Genomic DNA, 12,164 nt, shown 5'->3' with positions numbered 1-12,164 from the left:
TCATCCCAGCTGCGACTGGACCCGCGCCGAGATCAGCTCCAGGTGGTCCAGGTCGTCCAGGTCGAGGACCTGGAGGTAGACCCGGGAGGATCCGATCGCCGCGTACCGCCCGATCCTGTCGACGACCTCGGCGGGCGAACCCGCCAGTCCGTTCGCCTTCAGCTCGTCCACGTCCCGCCCGATGGCGGCGGCCCGACGGGCCACCTCCGCGTCGTCCTTGCCGACGCAGACGACCAGAGCGTTGGAGTACACCAGGTCGCCGGGTGCCCGCCCGGCCTCCTCGGCCGCGGCCCTGACCCGGCCGAACTGCCGCTCGCTGTCCCCGATCGAGGCGAAGGGGATGTTGAACTCGTCCGCGTACCGCGCGGCCAGCCGCGGCGTGCGGCTCGCGCCGTGGCCGCCGATCAGGACCGGGATCCTGTCCTGCGTGGGCTTGGGCAGCGCCGGGGAGTCGCTGAGCCGGTAGAACTCCCCCTCGTAGCTGAAGGTCTTGCCGATCTCGGTCTCCCAGAGACCGGTGACGATCGCCAGCTGCTCCTCGAGCCGGCCGAACTTCTCCTTCGGGAACGGGATGCCGTAGGCCTTGTGCTCCTCCTCGAACCAGCCCGCGCCGAGCCCGAGTTCGACGCGTCCGCCGGACATGCGGTCCACCTGGGCGACCTGGATGGCGAGCACACCGGGGAGCCGGAAGGTCCCGGCCGTCATCAGGGTGCCGAGGCGGATCCGCTTGGTCTCCCGGGCGAGCCCGGCCAGGGTGATCCAGGCGTCGGTCGGTCCGGGCAACCCGTCTGCGGAGCCCATGCTGAGGTAGTGGTCGGAACGGAAGAAGGCATCGAATCCAAGCTCCTCGGTGGCCCGTGCCACCGTGAGGAGGGTGTCGTAGTCGGCCCCCTGCTGGGGTTCGGTGAAAATGCGGAGATCCATGCCTCCATCCTGCACCGTCGGGTGCGTGTCAACCTCTCCGTCAGCTCCTTGCGCGCCCCGGCTCGGTCGGGTGAATATCCGGCCCTCCGGCGGGCCGCGTCCGCCCCGGCCAGTGACCGGGGCCCGGCACCCGTCGTTGGCTCGGGCGGAGCCGGACCGCCCGGCCCGCGCGCCGGCGGCCGCTGCCGGTGCGTCGCTCTCTCTCGTGGCCCCGTCCTCGGCGGCGGGGTCCGGGCCGAGGAGGCCCCCATGTCCCAGGAAGCCGCGCCGGAGCAGGCCGTGCCCGAACAGCCGGCGCCGCGGTCCGTGCCCGAGCAGAAGGGCGCCGGCGCCCCCAAGGGCCTGCTGCAGCAGATGGAGGAACTGATGGCGGCGCTCTCGGCCGACCTCAACCAGCTGGACGCCGACCTCCAGTCCACGTCCGACCGCCTCGCTCCGGACCAGTCCACGTCCGACCGCCCCGCTCCGGCCCGGACCGCGCGCGACCAGTCCGATCCCCACCAGCCCCAGACCTAGTCCCAGCCCCAGTCCCAGCCCCAACTCCAGCAGCCCCACTCCCACCGGCCCCGCCCCGAAAAGGCCGAGCACCGGGATCACGGGCCCGAGCAGGACGAGCCCCACCGGTCCCGCCCCGAGCGGACCGAGCGGGCCGAGCCCCGGGAACACGTGCCCGAGCGGACCGAGCCGCACGCCGATCACCACCGGCCCCGTCCGGGGCCCGCGCGGCCCCGGGCGGCGTCGGGCGGGCGGGCCCGCTCCCCGTCCCGCACGGCGAGGCGCCGCAGCATCCCGCGGACCCGGTCGCTCGACTCGTCGGCGGCGTCGATGGCCTCGATGCACTGCCAGTAGAGGCCCTCCTCGTCGGTGGCGCAGGCCACGCCGACCAACGCGATGCCCACCTCCCCGAGCAACTCCCCGAGCGCGGTCAACGCCCCGCGCGGGTCCGCCACCTCCGACAACCGGGCCGCACGCGGCCCACCGGCACCCCACGCCGGGTACTCCCCGATCTCGCTCAGTCCCCGCGCCTCGCCGCGCAGTTCCTGCGGTCCGCAGAGCGCGAGATGATTCCCTATCGCCTGGGCGAGCGCCTGTGCCTGCCAGGCCTCCGCCACGATGTCCTGCGCCGATCCGCTCTCCGCCAGCGCGTGCCGGCCAAGCGCGACGAGTCGTTCCGCTTCCATCAACGCCGCCCCCGTTCGTACGACTTATCTGCCCACTCAATCCATTACCCAGAGTGAGGCGGCCTGAGCCCCAACACCAGGGGAATTCGGAAATCTGTGGACAGGAGGCTCGACGGTGAAAAGTCGATCACTCCGAAGAGTGACGATCTCTGCTCGAATCCCCTTCCTCGCCCCCTTCTCCCCGCCCTCCGCCCCGCCTCCGGACGGGAAATCGGACCTCGTTCCGGTCGATCTTGGCCGCGAGCGCGGCCAGCGGATCGACCCCGAGCACCTCACAGAACTGGAGGAGGTAGGCGAGCACGTCCGCCACCTCGTCGGCGACCCGGTGCGCCGACTCCGGGTCGTCCATCACCCGCTCCGCCTGCTCGGGGGTCAACCACTGGAAGATCTCCAGGAGTTCGGCCGCCTCCACGCTGAGCGCCGCCGCCAGGTTCTTGGGCGTGTGGTAGGGCTGCCAGTCGCGGGCGGCCGCGAACTCGGCCAGCCTGCGCTGCAGTCCCGCTACGTCGTTGTCGGTCACGCGCTCAGGTCTACCACCAGGCCCGCCCAGGCCCGTCACCTCAGGTCTACCACCAGGCCCGTCACGCGCTCAGGTCTACCAGCCCGTCACCCCCAGGCGTGTCACCAGGCCCGTCACCCGCTCAGATCCACCACCGTCACCCCGGGCGTCCGGCGCGCCTGTGCCGCCGTCCGCGCCCCGACCGTGCCGGCGACCCGGATGTGTCCGTCGGCGGCGATGCCCGTGGCGAGACCGAGCAGTTCGCCGACCTGCCGCTCGTCGAGCCCGCGGTCGAGGCCGTCGGCGAGCAGCGTCAGGGACTGCATGGCCTCGGGCACCTCGGCGATCCGGTCCATCTCGAGGACGCCGGGGCCCGTCAGCAGGGTCAGCGCGAGCGCGAGATAGCGCAGTTCCCCGTCCCCGAGCCGCGCGAGCGGGGTCGCGGGCCGGCCGCCCCGTTCGAGTACGGCCCGGACGGTCCCCTCCGGGAGTTCCTGCACCCCGAGCCCGGTGACGGGTCCCACGCAGCCCGCCGCCGCCACGGCCGCGAGGCGGTGGTGCCGGCGCGGGCAGTCCGTGTGGGTGCGGTGCAGGACCTCGGCGAGGTTGCCGCAGCCGCGCCGCAGCCGCCCCTCGCCCGGCGGTACGGGGGCGCGCATCCGCTCGGGCCGGGGGTCGCAGGCGAACGCGGACCGCAGCCCGACCACCACCTGCTCGGCGGCGGCCAGTACCTCCAGCTGCCCGGGGGTCTTGCCCGCGACGCGCAGCGGCAGCAGGGCCGTACCGAGGAGGTCGTCGGGGAAGGGCGCCCGGGTGACGGGGGTGGTGCCGGCGGTGTGCCACTCGGCCTGGACGGTGGGGCGGCCCGGGTCGCGCAGCGCGGTGGCGAGGAGGGTGCGGCCCCGGCCGGTGAGCCGTTCGCCGACGATCCGGAGCCGGGGTTCGGCCTGGACGGCGAGGTCCAGGTGGACCGGGCCCTCGGGTCCGTCGATCGTGCACCCGATGCGGAAGCCGCGCCGCCCCTGGGCGTCGGGCCGGGCCCGCTCGGGGACGCAGTCGGCGGCGTCGGGGAACACCTCGTCGAGGGTGTCACCCGCGCTCAGCCGGGCCAGGGCCTCGTACGCCCGCAGGGTGGTGGACTTTCCGCTGCCGCTGGGCCCGGTGAAGAGGGTGACCGGCCCCAGGGCGTGCACGGCGGAGCGGTGTCCTGCGAACGCGGACAACCGCAGCTCGGTGACGGCGGGCCGCGCCCGGAGTCCCCCGCCGCCTCCCCCACCGGCGGACCCCTTCTCGGCCCTCCGCCCGGCCCCGCCCTGCGGCGGCAGCCGGGGCGCGGCCCGCACGGAGGGGGCGCCGGTGGACGGTGCGCCGGTGGACGGTGCGCCGGTGGAGAGAGCGCCGATGGACGGTGCGCCCGGGGAAGGGGCGCGGCAGGAAGGGGCAGCCGTGGAGGAGGAGTGGTCGAGCGTGAAGCCACCGGTGAGGTCCATGCCCGGACCGTACGCAGTCCATTCCCTGACGAACCGTTACGGCTAGATGACCTTCCTACGATCGGGGGACGCCGGCGGTCCGGCCGCCCACGACTCCCTCCTCGTCCTCGCCTTCCGCGCCCTCGACCTCCGTACCGGCCGGGGCGAGGAGAAAAACGTTCCGGTCGACGCGGTGCATCCCGCTGCCGAGACCGAAGACCACACCACTGCTGAAGTCGAGGATGCGCTTGGCGACCTCGGTGTCGGCGCTCGTCAGATCGAGGAGCACCGGGATCTGGGCGGTGAGGTACTCGGCGACCTCACGGGCGTCGGCGAACACCTGTACGCGGAGCACGACCATACGGCGCTGCTCGGCGGATTCGTACTGCTCGGGGATCGTGCGGTGGTCGACCCTGGACGGCCATGCATCACGGCCGCGCAGGGGCACGACCTGGGCGAGGCCCTCCCACTGCTCGTCGGTGACGTCGTACCTCTCGTACCTACTCATGGGCACATCCTCCCGCTCCTCACCCGTTCGGCCCAACAACGACACGAGGTGATGGCCAGGTGGGGGTGCCAGGAGTGTTCTCGCGGGGAGCCAGGGCCTTCTAGGCCACGTCCCGGCCTAGATCGGGGCTAGCGTCGTCAACACGTTGAGGCACTCGCATCCCAGGAGGCAGCCAGATGTCCGTCGACTCCGTTCCCCAGGGCTACCACACGGTGACGCCGTGGATCATCTCGCGTGACACGGTGCGGCTCATCGACTTCCTGAAGCGGGCCTTCGGTGCGGAGGAGCTCGCGTGCCTGACCGGCGAGGACGGAAGCGTCCAGCACGCCGAGGTCCGGATCGGCGACTCGGTGGTGATGATGTTCGACGCGCGCCCGGAGTGGCCGGCGACCCCCGGCTTCCTCCGTCTGTACGTGGACGACGCCGACGCCGTGCACCGGCAGGCCGTCGCGGCCGGCGGCACCTCGGTCACCGAGGTCACCCATCTGTTCTTCGGCGACCGGGTCGGACGCGTGCGCGACCCGCTGGGCAACCTGTACTGGATCCAGACCCGCGTGGAGGACGTGAGCCCCGAGGAGATGGAACGCCGCCTCGGTGACCCGGAGTTCACCAAGGCCATGGAGTACGTCCAGAGCGCCGACTTCTTCCCGGGCCGGGACTGACCACCCGGTGCGGTTCTTCTCGGGCCGGGACTGACTGCCCGGAGCGGCTCTTCCCGGGCCGGGACTGACCGCCCGGAGCGTCGCCCGGAGCCGTTCCTCCCGGGCCGAGATTGACCGCCCGGAGCACGGCTCGCGCGCCGTCCTGCGGATCAGGGTCGACCAGACTCCCCGTCGATGTGGCGCGGCTTCGGGAGGCCTTCGCGCAGCCGGTCGAGGAGCACCCGGGCCGCAGGGCTCGAAGGGCCGGTGGCCTGCCAGGCGAGCGCGAGGCGGCCGCGCATCTCGGGCTCGACGATCCGCAGGGTGCGGAGCTGCCCGTCGAGGCGTGATCCGTCCTCTCCAGCAGGCAGTACGGCAACGCCGAGGCCCCGCGCGGCGAGCCGCGCCGGCACGTCCGGTGCCGCCGCCTCGAAGGTGACCCGGGGCCGGAATCCCGCCTGCGCACAGCCCCGTTCGAGCGCCGCGCGCACCCCGGTGCCGCGCGGCAGGCAGATCAGCGGCCGGTCGCGCAGTGCGGCGAGCGGGACGGTCGTGCCGTCGACGCGTTCGAGCAGCGGATCGCCGGGCGCGACGACGGCGACCAGGGGGACGTCGATCACCATCTGGAAGGCCGCTCCCGGCGGTGGCGCCTCGACCGCCGTCCCGAGGAAGGCGATGTCGAGCTCGCCGGCCAGGAGCGCGGTCTGCATCCGTTCCGTGGTGTCCTCGGTGAGCGCCACCTCCACCGACGGGTGGTCCTCGTGGAAGTCCGCGAGGAAGCCGGCGATGTCGAAGGCGTGCCCGGCGGCGCCGGACACCAGGCCGAGCGTGACCCGGCCGCGCAACAGCCCCGTGTACGCGTCCACCGTCTGCCGCACGGCGTCCGCGGCGGCCAGTGCGGCGCGGGCGTAGGGCAGCACGGCCCGGCCGACCTCGGTCGGCGTCACCGAACCGCCGGAGCGGTCGAGCAGGGGCTGCCCCAACTCCTTCTCCAGCTGCCGGATCTGGGCGCTGAGGCCGGGCTGGGCCAGATGGAGCCGGGCCGCGGCCCGGGTGAAACCGCCCTCCTCGACGACGGAGACGAAGTAGCGCAGCTGACGAAGCTCCATAAGCGTTGATTCTAGTTCGCAGCAGAACCATCTATTGGCGTTATCGCCTGGCGGGCCGCAGGGTTGGTCACATGGAGAAAGCGACAGCCCGCAAGAGGAACAGCACCGAGATCAGGGCCGCGATCGCGGCCGAACGCCGGGAACTGGCGGACCTGTTCGACGGTCTGTCGACCGGGCAGTGGAACGGGCGGAGTCTGTGCGCGGGCTGGCGGGTCCGTGAGGTCGCGGCGCACATGTCGATGGGGTTCCGGCTCTCCCTGCCCGCGACGCTCGGCGAGTTGGTCAGGGCGCGCGGGAACCTCCACCGCATGACCGACCGGGTCGCCCGCAGGGATGCGGCCGCCCATTCCACCGCCGCGCTCGCCGCGTTCCTGCGGGAGAACGCCGACCACCCGTGGACACCACCGGTCGGCGGGTTCGCGGCGGCACTCGGTCACGACGTGGTGCACGGCCTGGACATCACCGTCGCTCTCGGCCTCGACCGGCGCGTCCCCGAAGACCGGCTGCGCATCCTGCTGGACCAGATACGGCCCAGCAGCCTGAGGTTCTTCGGCGCCGACCTCGACGCGGTGCGGTTGTGCGCCGAGGACCTCGACTGGTCGTACGGCTCCGGCACCCCCGTGTTCGGCAGCGCCCAGGACCTCCTGCTGCTGGCCTACGGCCGCAGGCTTCCGGCCGGCCGGCTCCGAGGAGAGCCGAGCGGCCGCTTCACCCGGCCCGCCGGCGAAGCGTGATCCGGGCGGGAACGCTACATGCCGAAGCTCTTGGCCAGCCGGTGCAGGCCCTCCCTGATCTCGTCGGCCGAGTGCGTGGTGAACGAGAGCCGCATCGCGCCCGGGTCCGGCTCGCCGCAGAAGAACGGCGCCCCCGGCACGTACGCCACCTCATGGCCGACCGCGGTCTTCAGGAGTGCCGTCGCGTCGTGGCCGGCGGGCAGGGTCACCCAGATGAACATGCCGCCCTCCGGCCGGTTCCACCGGCTGCCCTCGGGCAGCGCGGCCGGCAGGCCTTCGAGCATGGCGTCCCTGCGCTCGTGGTACGCCGCCCGTATCACCGCGACGTGCGCGTCGAGATCGCTGTCGCGCAGATAACGCGCGGCCGCGGCCTGGTCGATGGTCGAGGTGTGCAGGTCGGCGGCCTGCTTGGCGATCACACAGGCGCGCCGGAGTCCGGCGGGGGCGCGCAGGTAGCCGAGCCGGAGGCCGGGGGCCATCACCTTGGAGAAGGAGCCGAGCAGCACGGTGCGGTCGGCGGCCGCGGGGTCGGCGGCGATCCAGGGGACGCGCTCACCGTCGTACCGCAGCTCGCCGTACGGATCGTCCTCGACGATCCAGAATCCGATCCGCGCGGCGGCTCCGGCGACGGCGGTACGGCGCTCGGCGGGGAGGGTACGGCCCGTGGGGTTCTGGAAGGTGGGCACGAGATAGAGGAGGGTCGGCTTCTCGCGGGCCGCGATCTCCTCAAGTGCCTCCGGGATGATGCCGTCGTCGTCGGTGGGTACGGGAACGACCCGCGCACCGGCGAAGCCGAAGGTCTGGAGGGCGGCGAGGTAGCAGGGGTCCTCGACGAGCACGACGGCGCCCGGCTCGACGAGCGCGGTGGTGAGGAGCGTGAGTGCCTGCTGCGAGCCTGTCGTGATGAGCAGGTCGTCGGGGCCGGTGGGGAGTCCGCGTGCGGCAAGTCGGGCCGCGATGGCGGTACGCAGCTCCGGGTCGCCCTCGGTCGTCGAGTACTGGAGCGCGGACTGCGGGTTCTCGGCGAGGACCTTGTCGTACGCCGCCCGGATGCCTGCGACGTCGAACAGCTCGGGGGCGGGCAGGCCGCCGGCGAAGGAGATCACCTCGGGCCGCGCGGTCAGCGCCAGGATCTCCCGTACCGGCGAGGCGCCGACGCCGGCCAGCCGGGAGGCGGTGGCCGGCGTGGGAGCGACGGAGACGGAAGCGGCGGCGGGCGCGGGCTCGGCGGCGGCAGAGAGCATGCGGCCAGCATATAGAGGCCGACGACGCTGTCCAGGTTGTCCGAACTCCGGTCACCACATGACCAGTTGAGGCAGCAGGAGGAGTGCTCACCGACGGGCGGAATCCGATCACCCGCCCGGCCCGCCACGGGGCCTGCGCCGGCCCCAGCCATGATCCGCCTTACACTCCCTAGCCCCGCCGCCCGACCGGTTCGTCGCGGGCTTCGGCCCACAGCGACCGTACGTGCCCGAGGTGACGCCGCATGCACGCCTCGGCGCCGCGCGCGTCTCCGGCGATCATCAGGTCGAGGAGTTCGAGGTGCTCCTCGGCGGAGGAGACGAGCTTGCCGGCCTCGTCCAGACCGGTCAGACCGTAGAGCCGGGAGCGCTTGCGCAGGTCCCCCACCGTCTCGACCAGCCGGTCGTTGCCGGAGAGCGCGAGCAGCGCGAGATGGAAGCGGCGGTCCGCCTCCAGATAGCCGATGAGGTCGTGCCCCCGGGCGCACGAGACGATCTCCTCGGCGACCGGGCGCAGCGCCTCCAGCCGCTCCCGGTCGGCCCTCCTCGTGATGCGCCCGATGGTGGGCACCTCGATGAGGGTGCGCAGTTCGGTGAACTGGTCGAGGTCGCGCTCGCTGACCTCGGTGATCCGGAACCCCTTGTTGCGGACGGGTTCGACCAGGCCCTCCCGGGCCAGGTCGAGCATGGCCTCGCGGACCGGGGTCGCGGAGACGCCGAGGTCGCTTGCGAGTCCGGGGGCCGAGTAGACCTGGCCGGGGCGCAGTTCGCCGGCGATGAGGGCCGCGCGGAGGGCGTGCCCGACCTGGTCGCGGAGCCGCTCCTGGGCTCTGACGAGGCCGTACTGCTTCAGGTCACCCATCGTGCGTCCTCCGAGAAGTCACGGGGGTGCATCGTACAATGTCACGTTTCTCCTGGGTCGAGGAAGTACGCCGAGGAAGTACGGGGCGGAGTACGGGGCGGAGAGACCCGCTGAGCACCCCCCTGAGGAGCCGCTCCGGCCGACCCGGATGATCGAACGCATGCTCGCTCCGTCCGTTTCCGTGCTCGCCCTGGCCGTGGTGCTGATCTGCGCCGTCGTCCGCCCGTTCCGCCTGCCCGAGGCGGTCTTCGCCGTACCCGCCGCCGGCGCCGTGCTCGCCGTGGGCGCGGTCACCCCCGAGGCCGTACGCGAGGAGGCGGAGCGCCTCGGGCCGGTGATCGGCTTCCTGGCGGCCGTCCTCGTCCTCGCCAAGCTCTGTGACGACGAAGGGCTCTTCCACGCCTGCGGCAGCTGGATGGCCCGCTGGTCCCGCCGGCGCCCGCAGCGACTGCTCGGTGCCGTCTTCGCCCTCGCCTCGCTGATCACCGCCGTCCTCAGCCTGGACGCGACGGTCGTCCTGCTCACCCCGGTCGTCTTCGCGACGGCCGGCCGGATGGGAGCCCGGCCCGGACCCCACGCCTACGCGAGCGCCCATCTGTCCAACACGGCCTCGCTGCTCCTGCCGGTCTCGAACCTCACGAACCTGCTCGCGTTCACCGCCACCGGGCTCGGCTTCACCCGGTTCGCGCTGCTGATGCTGCTCCCCTGGCTCACCGCGATAGCCGTCGAGTACGGCGTCTTCCGCCGTTTCTTCGCGCGCGACCTGGCCGCCGCGGCCGCCCCCACCGACCCCCCGGCCCCTGTGCCCCTCCCCCTCTTCGCCCTGCTCACCGTGGCCGGAACGCTGGGCGGTTTCGCCCTCGCCTCGGCGACCGGGGTGGACCCGGCGTGGGCGGCCGCGGCGGGCGCCACCGTGCTCGCCGTACGGGCGCTGGCCCGCCGCCGCACCACTCCACGCGCGCTCGTGGGCTCGGCGGCGCTGCCGTTCCTCGCGTTCGTCCTGGCGCTGGGGATCGTCGTCCGGGCCGTGGTCGAGAACGGGCTCGGCACCGCCCTCGCCCATGTCCTCCCCGACGGCACCTCGTTGCCGGCCCTGCTCGGGGTCGCCGCCGTGGCCGCGATCCTGGCCAACCTCATCAACAACCTCCCGGCGACCCTCGCCCTGGTCCCGCTCGCGGCGGCCTCGGGCCCCGGCGCGGTGCTCGCCGTGCTGCTGGGGGTGAACATCGGCCCCAACCTCACGTACGCAGGCTCCCTCGCCACCCTCCTCTGGCGCCGCATCGCGCACGAGCACGACCACCCCGTAGGCCTCGGGGAGTTCACCCGCCTCGGACTCCTGACGGTCCCGGCCACCCTCACCGCCTCGACGGTGGCGCTGTGGGCCTCGCTCCAGCTCCTCGGCGTGTGACGGTCCCCGGGAACTCCGCGCCCCACTGCTACGTTCTACAAGACCGTAGAAGTAATCGACGTCTGGAGTGCTCATGGCCCTGTGGGACCGCATCAAGGAATCCGCATCGACGATGCAGACCCAGCTGGTGGCGAGGAAGAACGACCTGAAGAGCGGGGCGTTCCGGGACGCGAGCATGGCCATGTGCGCGCTGGTCGCCGCCGCCGACGGGACGATCGACCCCGCCGAGCGCCGCCGGGTCGCCCAGCTCATCTCGACCAACGAGGTGCTGCAGAACTTCGACGCGCTCGACCTTCAGCGCCGCTTCGACGACAACCTGAACAAGCTGACGGCCGACTTCGACTTCGGCAAGGTGAGCGTGCTCCAGGAGATCGCCAAGGCGAAGAAGAAGCCGGCCGAGGCGCGCGCCGTCATCCAGATCGGCATCGTCATCGGCGGCGCCGACGGCGACTTCGACAAGACGGAGCAGGCCGTGGTCCGCGAGGCCTGCTTCACCTTGGACCTGCCGCCGCACGAGTTCGACCTCTAGGGCCTGTCCGACCCTGATCGGCAAGACACCCCCTAGGGAGCAGCTCGGACGGCTACATCGGCGAGGCGGTCCCGCGCAGCACCAGGAAGAGCGTGACCGCCGAGTTCGCCGAGGACAGGGCCGACACGGTCGCGCCGAAGGCGGCGCACCAGGCGGCGAGGCCCACGGCCGTGCCGACCGGCGGCCACGCGCGGCCCGCCGGAGCCGGGCGCATCAGGGCCGCGACCCGGCGGGGCACCGGGCCGGCGTCCCCGCCCGTCACGGCAGGGAGGGCGGCGGCCGGAGCGCGGGGCGCGAGGAGGGCCGCCTTGCCGATCGCGCGGGCGACGGAGCGGCGGCTGCCGACCTCGGCGGCCGCCTCCTCGTCGGCCCAGCGCTCGGCGGTGTAGGAGACGGCGGTACGCAGCGGCCGCAGGAACGGGTTGGCGCGCGCCGCGAGATGGACCGTCAGGAGGTGCCGGTGGTGACGCCCGGCCAGATGGGCCCGCTCGTGGGCGAAGAGGGCCCGCCGTTCGGCGGGGGCGAGGCCCGCGAGCATCCCGGTGCTGACCACGACCCGGCCGTGACCCCGCGGCGCCCTGCCACGGCCCCGCACCTTCCCGCCATGGCCCCGCGCCCCGCCCCGTACCGGGCCGCCCGGCACCGCGTACGCGTACGGCGTGCGGTCCGGCAGCACGGCGACGGGCGTCGGCGGCAGCCCGCCGAGCGCCGCCACGACCCGGCGCCGTACCCGCACCTGACGCCAGGCCGCCGCACCGCACGAGACCAGGACGGCGAGCAGCGCCGGGATGGCCGCGCGGCCGGCGATCTCGTCGTACGGGAGGGCCGCGCGCACGTCGGGGTCCGACCAGCCGTCGGGGAGCGGGTTGCCGGGGAGTTGCGCGGTGCCCACGATCATGAGCAGGCCGAGGCAGAGGGTGCTGCACACGGCGGAGACACCGGCGACGGCGGCCAGCAGCCGCGTCGCGGTACGGGGGTGGAGCCGCTGCTCGGCGAGGCGGGCGACCGGCCAGGCGGTGAGCGGAAGGACCAGGGGAAGGAAGACGAAGACTCCCATGA

14 protein-coding genes are annotated in these 12,164 nt (G+C 73.3%); 5 read left to right on the top strand and 9 right to left on the bottom strand.

Going from position 1 to position 12,164, the window contains the following annotated elements; translation table 11 throughout:
* Nucleotides 1–924, bottom strand: a complete 924-nt coding sequence (locus E0F75_RS25510) for an LLM class F420-dependent oxidoreductase (RefSeq protein ID WP_229312891.1) — start codon at nt 922–924, stop codon at nt 1–3.
* Between the two features lie 249 nt (nt 925–1,173).
* Between E0F75_RS25510 and E0F75_RS25505 the strand changes: the two genes are divergently transcribed.
* Complete coding sequence (locus tag E0F75_RS25505; RefSeq protein ID WP_229312889.1) at nt 1,174–1,440, top strand: hypothetical protein; 267 nt, start codon at nt 1,174–1,176, stop codon at nt 1,438–1,440.
* Nucleotides 1,441–1,619: 179 nt separating this feature from the next.
* On the opposite strand, the gene E0F75_RS25500 is transcribed toward E0F75_RS25505, so the two are convergent.
* From E0F75_RS25500 to E0F75_RS25485, 4 genes are all read right to left on the bottom strand, one after another.
* On the bottom strand, nt 1,620–2,105 hold the full coding sequence (locus E0F75_RS25500) for a DUF6099 family protein (protein WP_229312887.1): 486 nt from the start codon (nt 2,103–2,105) through the stop codon (nt 1,620–1,622).
* Between the two features lie 127 nt (nt 2,106–2,232).
* Entirely contained in the window at nt 2,233–2,625 is a 393-nt protein-coding gene (locus E0F75_RS25495) for a nucleotide pyrophosphohydrolase (RefSeq protein WP_229312885.1), read from the bottom strand.
* Nucleotides 2,626–2,738: 113 nt separating this feature from the next.
* Nucleotides 2,739–4,094: an ATP-binding protein gene (locus E0F75_RS25490; protein ID WP_229312879.1), complete on the bottom strand. Its 1,356-nt coding sequence runs from the start codon at nt 4,092–4,094 to the stop codon at nt 2,739–2,741.
* 55 nt (nt 4,095–4,149) lie between these two features.
* Nucleotides 4,150–4,581: a cell division protein SepF gene (locus tag E0F75_RS25485; RefSeq protein ID WP_229312875.1), complete on the bottom strand. Its 432-nt coding sequence runs from the start codon at nt 4,579–4,581 to the stop codon at nt 4,150–4,152.
* Between the two features lie 176 nt (nt 4,582–4,757).
* Between E0F75_RS25485 and E0F75_RS25480 the strand changes: the two genes are divergently transcribed.
* A complete protein-coding gene (locus E0F75_RS25480; RefSeq protein WP_229312874.1) occupies nt 4,758–5,243 on the top strand; it encodes a VOC family protein in 486 nt (161 codons plus the stop codon).
* A gap of 149 nt (nt 5,244–5,392) precedes the next feature.
* Here the strand turns inward: E0F75_RS25480 and E0F75_RS25475 are convergent, their stop codons facing one another.
* On the bottom strand, nt 5,393–6,331 hold the full coding sequence (locus tag E0F75_RS25475) for a LysR family transcriptional regulator (RefSeq protein ID WP_229312873.1): 939 nt from the start codon (nt 6,329–6,331) through the stop codon (nt 5,393–5,395).
* A 71-nt stretch (nt 6,332–6,402) separates the two neighbouring features.
* On the opposite strand from E0F75_RS25475, the gene E0F75_RS25470 reads away from it, so the two are divergent.
* Entirely contained in the window at nt 6,403–7,065 is a 663-nt protein-coding gene (locus E0F75_RS25470; RefSeq protein ID WP_229312872.1) for a maleylpyruvate isomerase family mycothiol-dependent enzyme, read from the top strand.
* 14 nt (nt 7,066–7,079) lie between these two features.
* On the opposite strand, the gene E0F75_RS25465 is transcribed toward E0F75_RS25470, so the two are convergent.
* Both E0F75_RS25465 and E0F75_RS25460 read right to left on the bottom strand, forming a co-directional pair.
* Nucleotides 7,080–8,309: a PLP-dependent aminotransferase family protein gene (locus E0F75_RS25465; protein WP_229312871.1), complete on the bottom strand. Its 1,230-nt coding sequence runs from the start codon at nt 8,307–8,309 to the stop codon at nt 7,080–7,082.
* Nucleotides 8,310–8,478: 169 nt separating this feature from the next.
* The gene (locus tag E0F75_RS25460) at nt 8,479–9,168 is read right to left on the bottom strand and encodes a GntR family transcriptional regulator (RefSeq protein ID WP_229312870.1); all 690 of its coding nucleotides are present in this window, start codon (nt 9,166–9,168) and stop codon (nt 8,479–8,481) included.
* A gap of 160 nt (nt 9,169–9,328) precedes the next feature.
* On the opposite strand from E0F75_RS25460, the gene E0F75_RS25455 reads away from it, so the two are divergent.
* Entirely contained in the window at nt 9,329–10,576 is a 1,248-nt protein-coding gene (locus E0F75_RS25455; protein WP_229312869.1) for an SLC13 family permease, read from the top strand.
* A 73-nt stretch (nt 10,577–10,649) separates the two neighbouring features.
* Nucleotides 10,650–11,105: a tellurite resistance TerB family protein gene (locus E0F75_RS25450; RefSeq protein ID WP_229312868.1), complete on the top strand. Its 456-nt coding sequence runs from the start codon at nt 10,650–10,652 to the stop codon at nt 11,103–11,105.
* 52 nt (nt 11,106–11,157) lie between these two features.
* Here E0F75_RS25450 and E0F75_RS25445 read toward each other — a convergent pair whose 3' ends face one another.
* Nucleotides 11,158–12,162 carry a M56 family metallopeptidase gene (locus tag E0F75_RS25445; protein ID WP_229312867.1) on the bottom strand — a complete coding sequence of 335 codons (1,005 nt, stop codon included), beginning with the start codon at nt 12,160–12,162 and terminating at the stop codon, nt 11,158–11,160.
* Nucleotides 12,163–12,164: the final 2 nt, after the last annotated feature.

Origin of the sequence: Streptomyces sp. CB02980, from assembly GCF_014451325.2 — a bacterium.
In the GTDB taxonomy this organism is placed as follows: Bacteria; Actinomycetota; Actinomycetes; order Streptomycetales; family Streptomycetaceae; genus Streptomyces.
The sequence above is the reverse complement of the archived record's forward strand: the minus strand, read 5'-3'. Positions and strand labels throughout refer to the sequence as shown.